The sequence below is a fragment of the Vibrio sp. Vb2960 genome (assembly GCF_033337665.1).
Classification (GTDB): Bacteria; Pseudomonadota; Gammaproteobacteria; order Enterobacterales; family Vibrionaceae; genus Vibrio; species Vibrio alginolyticus.
In genome coordinates this window covers 167,193-184,764 of record NZ_JAWORD010000002.1, presented here as the reverse complement: position 1 = coordinate 184,764, position 17,572 = coordinate 167,193, and the positions used below count along the sequence as shown (strand labels likewise).

Annotated in this window: 20 protein-coding genes; 7 read left to right on the top strand and 13 right to left on the bottom strand. The window is 45.2% G+C overall.

Annotated elements, in window-relative coordinates; genetic code table 11:
* Positions 1–4: 4 nt before the first annotated feature.
* Positions 5–292: a hypothetical protein gene (locus R7O03_RS02815; protein ID WP_005375002.1), complete on the top strand. Its 288-nt coding sequence runs from the start codon at positions 5–7 to the stop codon at positions 290–292.
* Here the strand turns inward: R7O03_RS02815 and R7O03_RS02810 are convergent.
* From R7O03_RS02810 to R7O03_RS02795, 4 genes are all read right to left on the bottom strand, one after another.
* Entirely contained in the window at positions 289–507 is a 219-nt protein-coding gene (locus R7O03_RS02810) for a DUF6500 family protein (protein ID WP_017634431.1), read from the bottom strand. The two genes, R7O03_RS02815 and R7O03_RS02810, sit on opposite strands and share 4 nt — an antisense overlap.
* 10 nt (positions 508–517) lie before the next feature.
* Complete coding sequence (locus R7O03_RS02805) at positions 518–895, bottom strand: PH domain-containing protein (protein WP_005386881.1); 378 nt, start codon at positions 893–895, stop codon at positions 518–520.
* A gap of 112 nt (positions 896–1,007) precedes the next feature.
* On the bottom strand, positions 1,008–1,223 hold the full coding sequence (locus R7O03_RS02800; protein ID WP_005374999.1) for a TIGR02450 family Trp-rich protein: 216 nt from the start codon (positions 1,221–1,223) through the stop codon (positions 1,008–1,010).
* Positions 1,224–1,361: 138 nt separating this feature from the next.
* Positions 1,362–1,835 (bottom strand): HPP family protein, encoded by a 474-nt coding sequence (locus R7O03_RS02795; RefSeq protein ID WP_064354938.1) that lies wholly within the window; start codon positions 1,833–1,835, stop codon positions 1,362–1,364.
* Between the two features lie 99 nt (positions 1,836–1,934).
* Between R7O03_RS02795 and R7O03_RS02790 the strand changes: the two genes are divergently transcribed.
* Positions 1,935–2,480 (top strand): TetR/AcrR family transcriptional regulator, encoded by a 546-nt coding sequence (locus R7O03_RS02790; protein WP_042521682.1) that lies wholly within the window; start codon positions 1,935–1,937, stop codon positions 2,478–2,480.
* A gap of 84 nt (positions 2,481–2,564) precedes the next feature.
* Here R7O03_RS02790 and R7O03_RS02785 read toward each other — a convergent pair whose 3' ends face one another.
* Together R7O03_RS02785 and R7O03_RS02780 are read right to left on the bottom strand one after the other, a co-directional pair.
* Complete coding sequence (locus R7O03_RS02785) at positions 2,565–4,988, bottom strand: formate C-acetyltransferase/glycerol dehydratase family glycyl radical enzyme (RefSeq protein WP_170889964.1); 2,424 nt, start codon at positions 4,986–4,988, stop codon at positions 2,565–2,567.
* Positions 4,989–4,990: 2 nt separating this feature from the next.
* Positions 4,991–5,932: a glycyl-radical enzyme activating protein gene (locus tag R7O03_RS02780; RefSeq protein ID WP_318131439.1), complete on the bottom strand. Its 942-nt coding sequence runs from the start codon at positions 5,930–5,932 to the stop codon at positions 4,991–4,993.
* 256 nt (positions 5,933–6,188) lie between these two features.
* Here R7O03_RS02780 and R7O03_RS02775 point away from each other — a divergent pair, with 256 nt between their 5' ends.
* Positions 6,189–6,863 carry a fructose-6-phosphate aldolase gene (locus tag R7O03_RS02775; protein WP_318131436.1) on the top strand — a complete coding sequence of 225 codons (675 nt, stop codon included), beginning with the start codon at positions 6,189–6,191 and terminating at the stop codon, positions 6,861–6,863.
* A 239-nt stretch (positions 6,864–7,102) separates the two neighbouring features.
* Here R7O03_RS02775 and R7O03_RS02770 read toward each other — a convergent pair whose 3' ends face one another.
* From R7O03_RS02770 to R7O03_RS02755, 4 genes are all read right to left on the bottom strand, one after another.
* Complete coding sequence (locus tag R7O03_RS02770; protein ID WP_318131435.1) at positions 7,103–7,531, bottom strand: DUF2809 domain-containing protein; 429 nt, start codon at positions 7,529–7,531, stop codon at positions 7,103–7,105.
* Positions 7,518–8,858 carry a cell envelope integrity protein CreD gene (gene creD, locus R7O03_RS02765; protein ID WP_318131433.1) on the bottom strand — a complete coding sequence of 447 codons (1,341 nt, stop codon included), beginning with the start codon at positions 8,856–8,858 and terminating at the stop codon, positions 7,518–7,520. Before creD ends, R7O03_RS02770 begins: the two co-directional genes overlap by 14 nt.
* A 75-nt stretch (positions 8,859–8,933) precedes the next feature.
* The gene (gene creC, locus R7O03_RS02760; protein WP_318131473.1) at positions 8,934–10,376 is read right to left on the bottom strand and encodes a two-component system sensor histidine kinase CreC; all 1,443 of its coding nucleotides are present in this window, start codon (positions 10,374–10,376) and stop codon (positions 8,934–8,936) included.
* Positions 10,376–11,086 (bottom strand): response regulator, encoded by a 711-nt coding sequence (locus R7O03_RS02755; protein WP_318131431.1) that lies wholly within the window; start codon positions 11,084–11,086, stop codon positions 10,376–10,378. The genes creC and R7O03_RS02755 overlap by 1 nt, the downstream gene beginning before the upstream one ends.
* A 259-nt stretch (positions 11,087–11,345) precedes the next feature.
* Here R7O03_RS02755 and R7O03_RS02750 point away from each other — a divergent pair, with 259 nt between their 5' ends.
* Positions 11,346–11,858, top strand: a complete 513-nt coding sequence (locus R7O03_RS02750; protein ID WP_005374970.1) for a DUF2799 domain-containing protein — start codon at positions 11,346–11,348, stop codon at positions 11,856–11,858.
* 34 nt (positions 11,859–11,892) lie between these two features.
* On the opposite strand, the gene R7O03_RS02745 is transcribed toward R7O03_RS02750, so the two are convergent.
* The 3 genes from R7O03_RS02745 to R7O03_RS02735 all read right to left on the bottom strand — a co-directional run bounded on the left by R7O03_RS02745 (position 11,893) and on the right by R7O03_RS02735 (position 14,207).
* Complete coding sequence (locus R7O03_RS02745) at positions 11,893–12,351, bottom strand: GNAT family N-acetyltransferase (RefSeq protein WP_053303884.1); 459 nt, start codon at positions 12,349–12,351, stop codon at positions 11,893–11,895.
* Between the two features lie 184 nt (positions 12,352–12,535).
* Positions 12,536–13,618, bottom strand: a complete 1,083-nt coding sequence (locus R7O03_RS02740; protein ID WP_239939037.1) for a type I restriction endonuclease — start codon at positions 13,616–13,618, stop codon at positions 12,536–12,538.
* 118 nt (positions 13,619–13,736) lie between these two features.
* Positions 13,737–14,207: a GNAT family N-acetyltransferase gene (locus R7O03_RS02735; RefSeq protein WP_054865785.1), complete on the bottom strand. Its 471-nt coding sequence runs from the start codon at positions 14,205–14,207 to the stop codon at positions 13,737–13,739.
* A 132-nt stretch (positions 14,208–14,339) separates the two neighbouring features.
* Between R7O03_RS02735 and R7O03_RS02730 the strand changes: the two genes are divergently transcribed.
* The 3 genes from R7O03_RS02730 (at position 14,340) to R7O03_RS02720 (ending at position 17,484) form a co-directional block, all read left to right on the top strand.
* The gene (locus R7O03_RS02730) at positions 14,340–15,530 is read left to right on the top strand and encodes an MFS transporter (protein WP_182038072.1); all 1,191 of its coding nucleotides are present in this window, start codon (positions 14,340–14,342) and stop codon (positions 15,528–15,530) included.
* Positions 15,505–16,473 carry an HTH-type transcriptional regulator YidZ gene (yidZ, locus tag R7O03_RS02725; protein ID WP_318131430.1) on the top strand — a complete coding sequence of 323 codons (969 nt, stop codon included), beginning with the start codon at positions 15,505–15,507 and terminating at the stop codon, positions 16,471–16,473. The genes R7O03_RS02730 and yidZ overlap by 26 nt, the downstream gene beginning before the upstream one ends.
* A gap of 141 nt (positions 16,474–16,614) precedes the next feature.
* A complete protein-coding gene (locus R7O03_RS02720) occupies positions 16,615–17,484 on the top strand; it encodes a DMT family transporter (protein ID WP_318131429.1) in 870 nt (289 codons plus the stop codon).
* Positions 17,485–17,572 lie beyond the last annotated feature (88 nt).

The window sequence follows — 17,572 nt, the reverse complement described above, 5'->3', positions numbered from 1 at the left end:
CTATATGCACATAACATCATCCGAAAAAAGAAAAAGCGACTTACTGAAGAAAGCCTTTTTATGGCTCATTGTCTTCGATTACCTTTTATTGGCGTTTTTCTTAACTCAGCTATCAAGTATGACACTAAACAGCGGAACCATGATCAGCTTGTTACTTGTTGTTTATAACGTCTTACTTGTTTCGCTATGTTTTCAACGAACCAACAAGCAGGACTCTTACATTATCTACCCTGTTTTGTCCGCAACGTTATTAGCATTTGTCTGCTTTCTTTACTTCTTTTTTTTAATTTAGCTCCCCGACTCGACCATTGATTTTATTTTTACTGCTTTTTCGAAGTGGTCGAGCTGATGAGTCTGAATCCACCACGTAGCCGCTTCCATCAACAGCTCTGGGTCGTCATTTTTATTAGCGAAAAACGCATAAAATGAGAGACCAACCAATTCACCTTTACTCGCGATCTTTTTGTCACAGACCTCTATAATTTTGTCTCTCAGCGAAGCTCTCATTTCTAACCCCTTAACCTAGTACATACTCACTAACCATACGGTTGAAAGAAATCAAATCAAACGAGCCTTTAATTTCAAAACGCACTCTTCCCACCTCACTCATGAAGAACTCGATTTCACAATCCAAATCAAAAGTACCAGAGGTCTCGATAGAAAATGCATTGATCTTACTGTAAGGCAAAGAAGTGTAATCCACTTTTGAGCCGGTAATCCCTTGCACATTTGCCGCTATCACTCGCTTGTTCGTAAACACCACTTGGTCACGAACTGTTTTAAAAGCAGCGAAAATAGTCTCACCATCAATCAAGAACTTAAGGAAGTCTTCTCTGGCATTAGAAACGTCAATCGGCTTAAGCTTAAATACAGAGGAATTGTCGAAATCAATCATAATTAATCCTTTGAGTGGGCGTTAGAACGAATTATCAACGTATCAGATAGCACCACTTTTGCCTACTCGCAACGCACGTTTCTGCTTGATTCGCCCAACAACGAAGCGTCACTCACTTCCACCCTTGCATCCATTGCTCAGAGTCTTTTAGGTCTTGCCAGTTCATCTCTCGGTCGCGTTTACTCATGACTGCCTCGATGACACATCTCACAACGTTACCATCTTCATCTAGTTCCATTTCCGTCACGACAAAATGCTTCTCTTTGTTTTTAGGTGAAATTGCCGTCCATTTACTGTGCAATAGTTTCTTAGGGTGGATTCTGTTCATCGCATTGTACCAATTTAACTACCATGTTGATGTATACGACTGAATACCAAGAGAGAATCAGATTTTGTTTTTGCAAACCGACAAAAGATAAAACCGCAAAAGAGATCACTCCCTTTCGCGGCTCTAACTACAATCCGACTAGGTCTTCTGACCATTCAGTCGAGGGTTTAGGTACTGATTTTGTAGCAACTGTAACCCTTTACCGACCAGAACAATCACTACCGCGCCAATCAGGACAGGCGTGAAGAGAAAACTCCATCCCTGCCCAGACGCCATGATCAAAATTGGATTTGCACCCGCAGGTGGATGAGTGGTCTTCGTAATCAGCATCGCAGAAACACCTAGCCCCGTCGCAATCGCGAGCGTGACCGGCGTGACGTCAACATACTGGCTAAACGCAATACCGATAGATGCCGTAATGAAGTGACCAATGATAACGTTTTTTGGTTGAGCGAGAGGGCTGCTAGGCACCCCAAACACCAACACCGCCGTAGCACCAAATGGCGCCATGAGAAGTACTACCTCAGTAAGAGATACCTCGGCGTAGGACAATACGCCAATAGCCAACGTAGCGCCAAGCCCGGCAACCAACGATAAAATTAAATTATTCATAAATACCTCAAAAGTAGACCGAATTGTCTACAAAATAAAATAGACAAATCTGTCTACCTTTGTCAATATGTATTTATGGAACTTTTTGAGGACGTAGTTATGAACAAAAAGAAACAGTTATTGATCGACACAGCTTTGTCACTGTTTTATAAACAAGGCATCAACTCTATTGGCATCAATGAAGTCCTCAATGTTTCCGGCGTGGCTAAACGCACGCTATATAACCATTTTGAGAGCAAAGAAGCGCTTATCATCGCCGCATTAGAACAACGCCACCAAGTATTTATGGAATGGTTGGAGGAAAAGCTTTCTTCAGCACAAACGTGCGCGGAGGTGATCGATCAGTTATTTACAGCACTCAACGGCTGGTTTCATGGCTCTGAAGAAAAGTTGGGCGAGTTTCGCGGTTGCTTTTTCATCAATACGTCCGCGGAATTCAGTGACGACAGTGGCGAGATCGCAACGTATTGCCGCTACCATAAACAGCAAGTCAGAGAGCTAATTCAACGCTATCTCAAATCAGAAAACGCTTCATTACTCGATGCCATTTGCATCATGAAAGAGGGCGCGATCACTACCGCTTACATGACGAAAGAGTACGACAACGTCACGAAGAAATGCGTGACCATTTTGCACAAGCTTTAATGCGTTCAGGTATAGTCATTTGCGGATTAAGTATTCAAACCAAAGGCACCAATCGGTGCCTTTTGTTTTAGTTAATCAGTGTACTTACAGCTCGTGCTCAGTACGTGCGATGATGTCGTCTTGCGCATCTGGTGATAGCGCGGTGAAAAACGCTGAGTAGCCTGCAACTCGTACAACAAGATCACGATATTGCTCTGGGTTCTTCTTCGCAGCTAGCAAGGTCTCACGAGAAACGATGTTGTACTGAACATGCCAGCCTTTGTGGTGGTTGAAGAAGGTACGAATCAACATAGAAAGCTTGAGCTTATCCCCTTCAGACTCAACCGCTGCCGGACTTAATTTCTGGTTAAGCAGCACGCCACCCAAGATCTTATTCGCTTGGATCTTACCCACTGAGTTATACACTGCCGTTGGACCTAAACGGTCTGAGCCAGACGACGGGCTTGCACCTTCTGCTAATGGCGTTTTCGCTTTACGACCGTCTGGCGTTGCCATGGTTGAAGCGCCAAATGGGACGTTTGCCGAGATACTTGATGTACCTGCGTAGTAACCGCCGCCAATTGGACCACGCCCATGACGCGTATTAACGAACTGCTCTAGCTCATCAATGTACACTTGGTAAGCGTCTGCCAGTAGTTGGTCTACCGCGTCATCATCGTTACCGTATTTTGGTGCAAAGTTGATAAGACGTTGGCGAAGCTGTTCGTTCTCCATGCCGTCGAAATCTTCTGCCAATGCTTTTGCCAACTCTGGTTGGGTGATTTGCGCATCATCGAAAACAAGGTGTTTGATTGCAGCTAGGCTGTTACCCAAGTTTGCGATACCGACTTGCAAACCAGATACCCAATCGTATTTCGCGCCGCCTTCTTTCACGGTTTTACCGCGAGCCAAACAGTCATCCACTAGCGTTGAACAGAAGATGTCTTGAGCTTGCTGTTCAAGTACGCTGTCGACGACTGTATCAATCTCAATCGATTTGCGGGTGTAGTAGCGGATTTGCTCTGCCCAAGAAGCCGTTACTTGCTCAAAGTTCTCAAAGTTGCCTTTTGCTAATGACTTATCGTGCGGCAAGAAAGCTTTACCCGTTGTTGCATCCACACCTTCGTTCAATGAAGCGAGCAAGATACGAGCGAAGTTAATGAAGCTCATGCCCGTACAACGGTAACCCCATTTGCCCGGAACCGCCGTCTCGATACAGCCGATAGAGGCGTAGTTGTAAGCATCTTCTTTCTCTACGCCAAGCTTGATGAATTCAGGGATGACAATCTCATCGTTGTTGAACGCTGGCATACCGAAGCCGCATTTAATCACTTCGATACAACCCATCAGGAATTCTTGGTTCAAACCTTCATGGTAACGCACACTCAAGTTAGGTTGCGTCGAACGTAACTGACCACAAGATTCTAGAATCGCCCAAGAAAGTGGATTCACTGCGTCTTCTGGATCACCCTTTTCATTCAACTTCTGACCGCCGATACACACGTTTTGATACAGCGGAGAACCTGCCGATGCTTTCGAGTGCGCACCAGAGCGAATCTTGTTAACTTCAAGCAACTTCAACCAGCAGCTTTGTAAAAGCTCTAGTGCAAAGTCTTTTTCGATCGCGCCGTTTTCGATATCGCGAACATAAAACTCGTTGAGGAACTGGTCCATACGACCGAAAGAAACCGAGTGACCGTTCGATTCGATTTGTAGCATCAACTGAACGAAGTAGCTCAATTGCAGTGCTTGCCAGAAGTTTTCTGGTGCGTGGCTCGCGACATGACGACAGTTTGCCGCAATGCTTTCTAACTCAGCTTTGCGTAGCGGACGCGTCTCTTCTAGCGCCATTTTTGCCGCCAATTCAGCGTAGCTCACCATGTGGTCTTGAATGGCAAGCAGTACAATTTCGACCGATTTGTAGAACTGCTCTTTCTTCAAGCCTTCAAAGGTCGAAACATCATTGTTAGCACGGTGCTGACGAACATCCTCTAGCAAACCGTTCATCCCTAGCTTCAAGATTTTCTCGTTATCCACGGCAAGGTGCGCGTCACCCGAAGTCATGTTGCCTTCAGCTTTAATGATGGTGCTGGCTAAGATTTCTTGCTGCTCATCAGTGAACAAGCCATAACAACGGTCTTGAACGGTTTTACCGCGCCAGTACGGTGTGATGCTGTGAATGCTTTGCTTATCTTCTTCAGTGACAGCAAAGCCTGCACCAGGGCGGTCGGCTAGCTCATCAATTTCCGCTTCAATCCAACGTACAGTGTATTCCGGGAAAATAGGCGCAGCACGCACTTTGCTCGCTTGGTTACCGACGATCAACTCATCGTGTTTAATCCAAATAGTACGAGTGCGTAAATGCTCTTGCAGTGCTAGCGCACGTTGGACAATCACAGGTTTGTCTTCGTTTGCTTGATAAGCACGAGTGTATGCCTCTGCACGCTCGGTACAGACAGGTGGCGTTACGATATTTACCAGTGCCGATTTGTGCGCTTTGATACGCTCAGGAAGGTAATTTAGGTCCATAGTTAACCTCTTACAATCACGCTAAGTTGGGTGTTTTCGCTTGCGTATTGCATGGCGCTTTCTAGCAGTTCTGGTTTGTTTAATGGCTTGTCAGAACACTCGTAAGGCATATCGAGCAAACGGTATTTATTGATGCCGAGCGTGTGGTACGGCAGCAAGTGAAGTTCTTGGCAGCTTTCTAGTGAAGCCGCAAAATCGATGATGTCTTTCAACTCTTCGATGGTGTCATTAAACCCCGGCACAACGGGAACGCGAATCACAATACGCTTCGCGATAGGTGCCAGTTTTCGGAAATTGTCTTTGATGCGTTTTAGTGAACCTTTCGCCCAGCTAAGAAACTTTTCTTCGTCGGTGTGTTTTAAATCCGCCAACCAGCAATCGATATGAGGCGCGGCTTTTTCAACGTTCTTCCACGGAACATGCATGCACGATTCAATCGCAGTCGAGACTTGGTTGTCATGCAGACGCTGTGCGAGTTCTGCTACCAAATCCGCTTGCATGAGTGGCTCACCACCGGAGAAGGTCACGCCACCTTGGCTTTGGTCGTAGAAAGGTTTGTCTTTCATTAAGGTGTCGAACAGCATGTCTGATTTCGCCTCTTCACCGCAGACAGTCAGTGCTTGCGTAGGACAGACGTCTCGCAGCGCGATCAGTTGGTCTTCTTTGATGGCTTTGCGATTGATGATGATCTGGTTGTCGATGCGTTGAATACCATCACCCACCCTTTCGCTACCCGCTGTGGGTTGAGTTGTGGCTTGATAAGCAGAAACGCACAGTTGGCAACCTTCCATACAGCTTCGCTGATCAAACAGCAGTGAATGCTTTTCGCTGCGGCTTTCTGGGTTTTGACACCAAGGGCAAGACAAGCTGCATCCTTTAAGAAAAAGAATGGAACGAATGCCATCGCCATCATGGGTAGAGAATCGTTGGATATTGAAATACATCTCTGCTTGCCTCTTGGTCTGTGCTACCGCTGTGTACCTAATTCGCTTCTTTTGCTCGTTGAGTCTTATGAACAGCTTTTCTGTTTTCTAACTGAAAGCTTCATTTGAGCGTTTACAAGTTTCACTTAACTTTCATTTAATGAAATTATTATAGTTTCAAATGAAATTTCAATTGATCAAAATCAAGATCTCGTTCGATTGTCAGATCTATAGTGATCCCATCATCAAAACGAAGATTTTGTTTAAGGTAGAAACCATGATTGAACTTTATTTAGATACTGCTGATGTGGCAGAAGTAAAACGCTTTAACCAGTGCCTACCGCTAAAAGGCGTGACGACAAACCCAAGCATTTTGGCGAAATCAAAACAGGGACTGAATGAAACCCTAGCAGGCATGCAAGAAGCGCTTGGCGGTACACCTCGCTTTCACGCTCAAGTCGTGAGTTCAACCGTCGAAGGTATGCTGGCAGAAGCGCGCCAACTGAATGAATTACCTTACGATATGGTGGTAAAAGTGCCAGCAACAGAAACCGGCTTAGCAGCAATTAAGCTAATGAAAAAAGAAGGAATTCAGGTTCTTTCTACCGCTATCTATTCAGCTCAACAAGGTTTCCTAGCGGCACTGTGCGGTGCTGACTACCTAGCACCTTACGTAAACCGCATTGATGCGATGAACGGCAACGGTGTTGAAGTGGTCGCGGATCTTCAATTGTTGCTCGATCAAAACCAACTACCAGCGAAGATTTTGGCAGCCAGCTTCAAGAACACTCAACAAGCGATGGAGGTGATGAAACTGGGCATCGAAGCCATTACATTGCCAACCGATGTGGCGGCACAAATGTTCGCTCACCCAGCAGTAAAACCTGCGGTTGAACAGTTCGATAAAGACTGGAAAGAGGCGTTCGGCGATAAACTTTCATTTGAAAGTTAATTAAAAGTAAGAACTCAATATCTTAGTCAATAATAAGGGAATCTTAACTCACCCTGTGCGCCGGTGAGTTTGAGATTCCCTTTTGTATTTCATATAAAGAGGCGAGGTTTACAGCAGCTCTCTATTGGTCAGTGACCAAAGGTACACGCGCTTGAGTAAACTGATTTTGAGCCTCTTACGAGTACCTCGTTTGGAATGTCGAAGTTGGTTTGGTAGCACAATAGCTTTCATCTCGGTTTTCATTTCTTTTCCATCCACCAACACAGTAGACCTCCGATGCAGTAAGCCAGCATGTCTTTCCAATCAAATGTGGCGCCCAAAATCACTGCCAGAGGCGATGAAGATTCGATACCAAGCCAAGCTGCAACCTGTAACAATTGCCCTAACTCAACAGCAAACGCAATCAACACCACCAATGAAACCAGCCAGTTAACGGGCATAGAGAACATACTTGCAAGAAAGTAGTAGAGCCAAACCACAACGAGAACATCACCAAATGTCGGGCGAATAAAGTTGTCTCGAACATAGAGTGCAATAACGACCAATGCGATAAAACACACCAAGCTTTTCAGTCCATTTTTTGCAGAAAATCGCAGGTAGATAGCGGACGTCTCTTCCACCATATCGCTTGGCTGACCAGCAAGAGTGACTCGTTTAAACATCTTCACGATTCGCCTTTGCACTTTCTTCTGCTTTCTTATTTCGTGCGTACCAGTCGATGTTGCGTGTAATGACCATAGTGAAGCTCAAAATCGCAAAACACAGTAATGTCCCCATGACCAATGCGTAACTCTCTGCTTGTAGCAAGCCAAACAGTAATCCGTAGAGAGTGAGCAAACACGCTCCGAATATCGCGCCGTGCTTGGTGTTGCTCAACATACCGCTCACGTACACACTTAAAAGCCCCGTCGATGCAACTGCTGACACCACATACGCCCAGTTAAAGCCGAGGTGTTCACTCACCGAAATCAGCAACAGATAGAAAAGTGCTAAAGCCAGACCAATAAAGCCGTATTGCACAGGGTGCACCGGACGCGCTTGGAACAACTCCAATAAGAAGAAACTCGCAAATACTAATGTGATAACCAACAGTGAATAGTTCACAGCTCGGTGAGACTTCAAATAGTGATCAACGGGGTCAATCAAATCTACGCCCATTTGTCGCTGTTCAAGCTCGTGACAAGCGTGATTCGATGACAAACAGCTTTGGAACAGCTGCGCGATATTGGTTGAGAAGTTGTTGCTCGCCCATTGCGCGTTAAATCCATCTTCAGATACCTCTGACGACACCGGTAAGTAATCACCAATAAAGCTTGGATGCGCCCATGCTGAAGAGAGCTCCACTGTTGTTTGACTGCCAATTGGTGTGACTTGAAGCTGTCCCATCCCTTGTAGCAAGAAGTTAAGATCGAATGCCAAAGGTTGTTTTGCGTTTAGGTCTGCGGGTGTTAGAACACTGTGGAAGCCTTGTGGTAACTGATCTAACCCCGTTCCCGGTGCGACTTCGATGTTAGCACTCGCCATGGTCATGTCATCCAAACGAATCAATCCACGGCTGTCTTCAATGCCAACCACTAGGCTCATGTTTTCAATATCAAGCCCCTGCAACGCCGCGAGATCGTCTGCATCAAAAGTGCCTTTCAGTGCCACTTGTGCTTTGTATAAACGCGCACGGTAAATGCCTCGGTACTTTTCAAAACTGTCCAGATTCGCGCTCATATCAAAAGTGCTGGGTAGAAGGAATTTACGGCGCTCTTTAATCTGTACTTTGTCATCTCGGTAACTGGTTTCGGTGTAGTTAACCATGATGAATGGACCAATGATGCGCTGTTCGCCGCTGCTGCTGCGTGCGATGTCATTTCTGACTTCATCTTGGCGATATGAGCGCTCTGAGATCAGCCCTGTGACCATTGAAAGCGGGATTTGCAATAAGACAAACAAAAACAGCACGAAGGCGAACTTCGTGCCGAGTTGGTTATTGAGGATCTTTTTCATATTTCATTCTCCATTTGCTGATGGGAGTAATCTAAATCAGCAATTTGGAGAACGAATGGAGCTAATGTGGAGTTTCTATGGAGTTGGTAAAATAAGGGTCACTTTCACGCCAGAATCGACGTTTTCGACTTGCAACTTACCTTTGTGCAGCTTGGTCACTTGCTCAACAAAATTCAGCCCAAGCCCAGTGCTCTTAACGCCATTTTCCCGAGCGAGGGAGTAGAAGCGCTCGGTCAAACGAGGCATCGCATAGTCGGGAATGTGAGGACCTGAATTGAAAATCGACAGGCACACTTTCTCTTTCGCGACCTCAGTTTTCCATTCAATGCATCCCTCTGAATCAACAAAATCCAACGCATTGTCCATCAGGTTAAAAACGGCTTGTTTTAGTAAGAAAACATCACCAAGCACGGCGAGATGGTCATCAATTTGGATGTTGGTAATCACCGACTTTGCACTCAAACGCGTATCCGCCGATTCAACCACTTCATTGACCATTTGTTTTAGCGAGATAGCTTCGACTTGTTCTAGCTCGGGGCGCTTTTCAAGACGAGCAAGTTCTAGCAACTTATCAATCAATGACTGCATGCGGTCGCTCTCTCGCTCAATGTTGCCAGCAAAGCGCGTGACCTTTTCTTCAGGCAACGGCATTTGCAATATTTCACTCGCGCCTTTAATTGCTGATAACGGGCTTTTCAGCTCATGAGTCAGCGTTTGTACGTACTCTTCCACATACTGTTTACCATCGAGCTGATTGCGCATTTTCTCTAATGCGTCGCTTAGCGTGCCGTACTCATAAAAGATACGAAATGTCGGCTTAGAGACCTTTTCACCCTCACCCATTTTGGTCGCGTAGTCTTCTAGCTTGTTCAGTGCCGAGTGAATTCGCCAAGCAAACAATGCCCCTGCCAATAGCACTAAACCACTCATCCACACCATCCAAAACAGCACATTGCGTTTAGAAAGATCGATGAAGGGTTGTACTGAGCGATTGGATTTTGCCACCGTCACGCTGCCAATGATTTCGCCTTTGTGGTAAATGGGCGCAGCAACGTACATAACGGTTGAGAGCGGATCTTTCGGGTCTTCGATGGTACTGCGTGCGCCGTATTGACCACGCAACGTGAGATACACATCATTCCATTGCGAGTAGTCTTTGCCTACGTCTTGTTGCCAAGAATCCGCAATCACAATGCCTTGTTTATCGGTGATGTAAATTCGATGGTTGATCGCTTTTTTGCCAATTTCCCAAATGCGCGCTTGAGGTTCTCGCTGCCCATAAGCCGCTAGCAGTTTGGAAAAGCGACTCTCAGACAACTTGTCGTTGGCGACGTCTTCTTCAGCCAATACCGCGAGTAAGTTCGCCATATCCACCAGCGTCTCTTCGGTGGTTTGACGCACGGTTGGCTTAAGTTCTTGGACGACAGTTTTGCTCACCATGTAAGCCGTCATTCCGACTAAGATGAAGTAGAGAAAAAACAGTCTGAGTCCAAGTGGGATCTTCGGCCAACGATTCATCATTCACCTTTAATGCAGTAAAAGTAACCAAAGCCACGTTTGGTACAGATGCGTTCAGACATCTCAAACGGCTTCAACTTATGGCGAATCGCTTTGATATGGGTATCGATATTACGCTCATATGCAGCCTCTGGTGCCATGTCTGCCGCGATCATAAGTTGCTCTCGACTCAATACATTGGAAGAGACAGAAATCAGTTTATCGAGGATCTTGAACTCCACCGCGGTCAGCCCAAGCATTTGCCCGCCAACACCGTAGTCGAAGTTCTGCGCAACCAAACCTTGGTTCAATTGAGGCTGTTCTGGAACAGCCACAGGCTCTGGTTTGTGCTCCATCATTGGCGCTTTAGCTTTGATTCTAAGTTTAATGCGAGCCAACATTTCACGCGGACTAAATGGCTTAGTCACGTAATCATCCGCGCCAATCTCCAAGCCCACGACGCGGTCAATTTCATCGCTTCTTGCGGTGAGAAAGATAATGGGAATATCAGAAAACTCACGGATGGTTTTGCACAATTCAAAACCATTACCATCCGGTAAGCCTACGTCTAAGACAAGTAACGCTGCGGAGTTGTGCTGCAAAAAGGCCAAGCCCTCTCCTGCCGTTGCAAACCACTCTGCGTGGTAGCCATCCATCTCTAATACATGAATCAGGTTCTCTGCGATAGCAGATTCATCCTCGATAATAAGGACGGTGGGTTGTTCGCTCAATGTCTTAGCCTCATTGACGGTGTTTATCTTTATGTTGGTATTATCACTTAATTTGGGGCCAAGGCTAGTGGATTGATGCAGCAAAGGCGCAGTTCGTGGATAATACTAATCAAACACACTTCTATTCAGCATAATAAATTTATCACTTAGATTAATGAGTCACCACAATTGTGAATACAATGATTTCAACCATTGATATGAACAGTGTTCATTTTAAACTCAAGTTATCAATTCGATTTTATTTAAAGGACAGTCACTGATGAAAAGAGCGCTAATCCCCCTGGCTTTACTGACTTTGCTCTCAGGTTGCGCCAGCATGTCTCCGGATGAGTGCAAAACGGCAAACTGGTACAACGTAGGTTATCAAGATGGCCGAGACGGCAACGATCCAAACATTATCAATAGCTATACCGAAGACTGTGGTGAAGCGGGTGTGACACCCGACCGAGCGAAATGGAAAGAAGGCTTTGATAAAGGCACTATCCAATATTGCTCACCAGACAATGGGTACACTGTCGGTATCGAAGGCAAAGAATATTACGGTGTATGCAGCAGCAAAGAGTTTATTGAGAACTACCAGTTAGGTCATCAAGAATATCAACGCCAGCAACGCATCCAACAAATCGATACTGAAATCTCGGTCATCGATAATCAGCTTGATGGCAATCCAGACAAAGATAATGCCAAGAGACTGAAAGAGAAGAGAAAGCGATTGGCTGACGAGCGTTCAAGCCTCTTGTCGCCAACCATCAACTTGAATCTGAATTTCTAAATCGATTGGATTTAGCTTCCAAAAATTCATGGCCCTAGCTCAGTTCTAGGGTCATGAATTGACTGTTCGGATCGAGTTCGTAATCCCCGAACGGCTCGCAGTACACAAAGCCATGCTTTTCATACAACAGGCGCGCTGGTTTAAAAAACTCCATCGAGCCCGTTTCTAAACTCAAGCGCTGCAAACCTTTTTGCTTCGCTTGCTCAATCACATGAATCAATAATTGAGATGCCACACCTTGGTTTCTTGCCGTAGGCGTGGTGCGCATGGATTTCAGCTCCGCGTGTTGGTCATCCAACTCTTTAATCGCCGCACACCCAAGCAGTTGCTCACCTTTCCATCCGGTCCAAAATGTCACTTCTGGCGCTTTGAGCTTATCTAAATCTAACGCATGCACGCTTTCTGGTGGTGACGTGGCGTACATGTCCTGTAAATGTCCTTCCAACAGCGCTATCACTTGCGACCGTTCTAAATTGTCGATTTCAATCCTCATCTTTCCATCCTTGGTTTTTAACTATCTAAGTCACCTTAAGTATATGTTTTAAAATTAAATGTCCATCCCAAAACTCAAAGATACCTAGGTTTGTACAAAACTAAGGCGATTGAATAATAGAAAAGCCCCAGCACAGATATCAAAACATCATGTGTTGGAGCTTCATTTGCATTTCTATGTAAGCCTATTCGTAAAGTTCTGGCGTACTTTGTAACTGTTCACTAAATTTGAAAATATCGTCAATCGAGTCGATTGGATGGCGGGTTTCTGTTTTAGCTTCATCAAAGAGGCCAATGTACTTTTGTTTGGTATTGAACCAAAGGCGACATAATGGCTTCCGATTGTTGTCATCAAGCAGGATACCAAAATAACTTTGCGTATCACGGGCACACACTCGCTGTACATCAACTTGTTGTCGCAATATCGCCTTAACTACATTAAAACCCTCGATCTCTTCATCTGTCGTTTGAACTTTGGGCTTATCTTGAGCAGGTTCGACGGATTCTTCAAAGGTGTTAACGCTATCGTCTACCTTGATCGGTGCTTTATCATCTCCACCAATTGCAGATTTCAATCGAGCATTAATGCTGTCGTTCAAGAATTGTTTTAGAGCCTTCGTTGTAATATCCATGAACTGTGCTTTGACTTTTGCGGTTTGGACGCCATCGTACACTTTTGAAGTAAAGAATTTTACAAACTCCTCTTCAGGGCTCTGAAACTGTTCATGAAGTGCTTTTTTAATTTGATTGAGGTACTTGAGCTCACCGGCAGCATCAACTACAGACTCAACATCAAAAGAAGACTTGGTAAGCTTTTTCACTTCGGGAATTACGTGCTCATCAAGATTGGCAAGATCCAAAGTCAAAAACGGCTTTTCATCCATTTTATTTGGAGCGTCTAAGTCCGTAAAAAACTGATATTCAGATCCATTAGTTAAAATCGCAATACGTGCATTGGTTACTGAAAAATACCGAAACAATTGATTAGCATGTTTAGTGGCCAATGGCTCACCAAATTTTTTACACTCGATAAGAATTTGTACAACCCCATCTTTAATGAGCGCGTAATCTACTTTTTCTCCCTTCTTCGTAGCAATGTCAGCAGTAAACTCAGGGATAACCTCATTTGGATTAAAGACATCATAACCTAATACAGAGTGCAAAAATGGCATTACTAATGCGTTTTTTGTTGCTTCTTCTGTAGCTAAACTCGCTGATACTTGGGGAATTTTTTTGGAAAGAGCTTGAACTCGTTCTATAAAATCCATAATACACTCCATCATATTGTTCATTTAAACACTTAAAGTATATATGACACTGGTATCTTAAAATGTTGTGTAGTTAAAAGTTTGAATGCCATATGCAAACACTTACCCAACAGCGAACTTAAAGCGGCTGTCTCATAATGTGTTGCGGTCCAACGGGGCCGCCGTGGTAAAGCTCATTGGTATCTTCAAACCCTGATTTTAAATAGCACTGATAAGCGGGTATGTTGCGGCAATTCACGGTGAGATAAAGCGCATCAAACTCGGGATAATGGCGTTTGGCGAAATCGGCAAACTGTTGAATGGCTCGCTTGGCGATGCCTTTGCCTTGATGACGGTGATCCACCAGCAAAGCACGCACGCCTAAACTGTTTTTCGGGCAAAAATCGTATTTCTCGCTGTAAGCAGCATCAAATAGAAAAAAGCCAACCACGTCATCGTCCGCCAGAATCAGATGCGGAAGCTCTGTAGGTTCAAGACGCGTAAGCATTTCACCCACATCCGCGACCGTAAACTGCGATTGCTCTTCTAGCACGCTAAGTTCGCAAGTTTGTTCATGTCGCTCAGGCGAATACTTTTCAATGGTAATCATAATCTTCCTTGTTGTTTTTATGCTCAATTCATACAGGGTATGTCGTAAATAGAAATACCTAGTGTCGTATTTCCCACTCGCAGGCAAACGTTTAGCACTCTATTATCCTCGCCATTCGATAGAGAGGTTTCCATGTCCCGTTTTTTACTTTGTAGTTTTGCACTCGTTTTACTCTACCCTACTGCCATTGATTTGTATCTTGTTGGTTTGCCTCAAATTGCGTCAGATCTCAACGCCAGTGAATCTCAGTTGCATATTGCGTTTTCGATCTATTTAGCTGGCATGGCTACCACCATGTTATTCGCGGGGAAAATTGCAGACTCTGTGGGACGAAAGCCTGTTGCCGTCGTCGGCGCGATGATCTTCGTGCTCGCGTCTTTTCTCGGCGGGATGGCTGAGCAACCAAACACTTTCTTGATTGCTCGCTTTTGCCAAGGCATCGGGGCTGGATCTTGCTATGTCGTCGCATTCGCGATTTTACGCGACACGTTAGACGATGAACGCCGCGCGAAAGTATTGTCGATGCTCAATGGCATCACCTGTATCATTCCAGTGATCGCACCCGTGATTGGTCACTTGATTATGCTGAAATTTCCTTGGCCGAGTTTGTTTACCACAATGGCAGGAATGGGCATTCTCGTCAGTGTATTGGCCATTTTTGTTCTCAAGGAATCACTACCCAGCCAACAAGGTGAAGAACAGACAGCGCCAGAGAGCCATCAAGAGACTTTCTTCGAGCGATTTTTTATCAGTAGGCTGATCATTACTGCACTTGGAGTGACCACCATTCTGACTTTTGTTAACGCTTCACCAATTGTCGTGATGAGCATGCTTGGTTTTGATCGCGGTGGCTATTCTTCCATCATGGCTGGTACTGCGACGATCAGTATGTTGATTTCGTTCTCGGCACCATTGGTATTGGGGATTTTTAAACAGCGAACCTTAATGATAACCTCTCAAGTATTGCTCGTTTGTTCAGCCATCGTGCTCAGTGCAGCCCATTTCCATGATGGACAACCTTTTTACTATGTGTTCGGACTTGGGCTGATTTGCGCTGGCTTCGCTTGTGGCTTTGGCGTGGCCATGAGCCAAGCGCTCAGCCCATTCTCTCAACAAGCTGGCGTGGCGAGCTCAATACTGGGCATTGCTCAAGTTTGTAGTTCCGCGTTCTATATTTGGTTTATGGGTTTCATCGGCGTTAGTGCACTGAATATGTTGGTGTTTATCTTAGTGTTAGGTAGCGTAATCAGCCTTGCTCTAATACTATTGATTCCAAAGCCTGTTCACGATACCCATTATGAAGAAATCCCTAGCGCGACTTGATTTAAACTTACTGTTCACTCTGCAATTATTGTTGCAAGAGCAAAGCGTCTCGAAAGCCTCGAAAAAGCTGAACGTTACGCCCTCTACCGTAAGTAAGTCGCTCAACAAACTTCGTCATTGGTTCGATGATCCTTTGTTTGTCAAAACACCTAAAGGTCTTACGCCAACGCCCTTGGCGCAAAGCATGGAGCAAGATCTTGCAGAATGGCTGCAAATTGGCTGCCAGATTGCAGAAAAACGCAGCGATATTACGCCTAAAGGAGTGCGTTTTGATATCACGATTGAGTCGCCATTAGTGCTCACGGTGCTGGACAGACTCATCGTCGCTATCCATCAGCGATACCCTGAAGCGAAAGTAAAAACCAGTAACTGGGATTACGATTCACTCGACGCCATCATTCGAGGCGAGGCAGATATCGGTTTTACCGGCCGAGAAAGTCACCCTAGATCGAAAGAGTCGTTGGATCTTCTGCCGTATTTCTTGGATTTTGAGATTCTATTTTATGACCTGCCGATGGTGTATTTGCATAAAGATCATCCGGCATTACAGCAAGAGTGGAATCTCGAGACCTTTCTGAGCTACCAACACATCAATATTGTTTGGGAAAAAAGTGAAACTTGGGCGTTGGATGAAGTATTAACGGAACTAGGGCTACAGCGCTCTATCGGGCTGACGATGTCCAACTTTGAGCAATCCCTTTTTATGGCAGCGCAGCCGACGCATGACATGATCACCACCGCGCCGCACTATTGCAAAAGTTACACAGAAAAGCTGCATCTCGATTTGGTGTGCTTGCCAATTCCATTAGACCAAGCTCAACAAGACAAGTTACTGATTCCATTTACCATGATTTGGCATAAACGCAATGCGTACAATCCCAAATTGCTATGGTTGAAAAACACCATTAAGTCATTGTACAAACAACCTTCCCAACCACAGTAAGACTCAGGCTAAGGTCAGGTTTTATCTGGTTATTTTTAATGACTTTCTTGCTCTGATAGCTATAACTAATCACTTTATCAACTAATAAAAATGTTCTTTTGGATCTACACTAGCTGTTCATTTACACGCTAAGGATCAAGGATGTCGACCTTTTTACTCACTGCTATTGCAATGCTGGCGTTCGCTGCTAATTCATTATTGTGCCGACTTGCCTTGGCAGAAGGGTTAATTGATGCAGGAAGCTTCACGCTCGTTCGATTGATATCCGGCGCTGTTATCTTAATCGCAATGCTTGTCGTGAGAGGTCAGTGGAAAACCGATCGGCCAACTTCTCGCTTTCGCTTTTTTGCTGGCGTGGCGTTATTTGGTTACGCTGCCCTTTTCTCTTTCGCGTACTTACAACTGGCGACAGGAACTGGTGCTTTGCTTTTGTTTGGTGCCGTGCAACTTACATTACTGGCGATCTATTGGTGGCAAGGCGAGCGCTTTCAGTTTCTCGAAGTCATCGGTATCGGCCTTTCGATTGTTGGCTTTGTTTGGTTAATGTTGCCATCTGCCACTCGCCCCGATATCAGTTCTGCACTTCTCATGTTAATTTCTGGCGTTTGCTGGGCTGCGTTTACTGCGCTCGGCAAACAAGCGCCTTCTCCAAGTAGTGGAATCACGTGGGGATTCATCGCAGCATCAATAATTGGCGTGCTCCTTTCGCCATTAATCTTGTCCTCAATCCAACTTTCTTTGAGCGGAGTGTTGCTCGCTATCGCATCTGGTGCCATTGCCTCTGGCCTTGGTTACACACTTTGGTACCAAGTCATGCGTAAGCTCTCTTTACTTCAAGCCGCCGTCAGCCAACTTTCCGTGCCAGCCATTGCTTTACTACTCGGCAGCATCGTACTCCACGAGCCTCTTTCACTGCATACTCTTTTAACCAGCGGCATCATTCTTGGTGGGATCGCTTTGGTTTTTTTATCTCGATCCAAAAAAACAAACGAACAATCGGCAAGCCGATAAAAAGTAATAACTTTCCCTCTCAAATACCCATTCATCATCTATGCTTTTTAAAGCAGTAAAGCTCATTGCAGATGCTACAAGTGGTCTG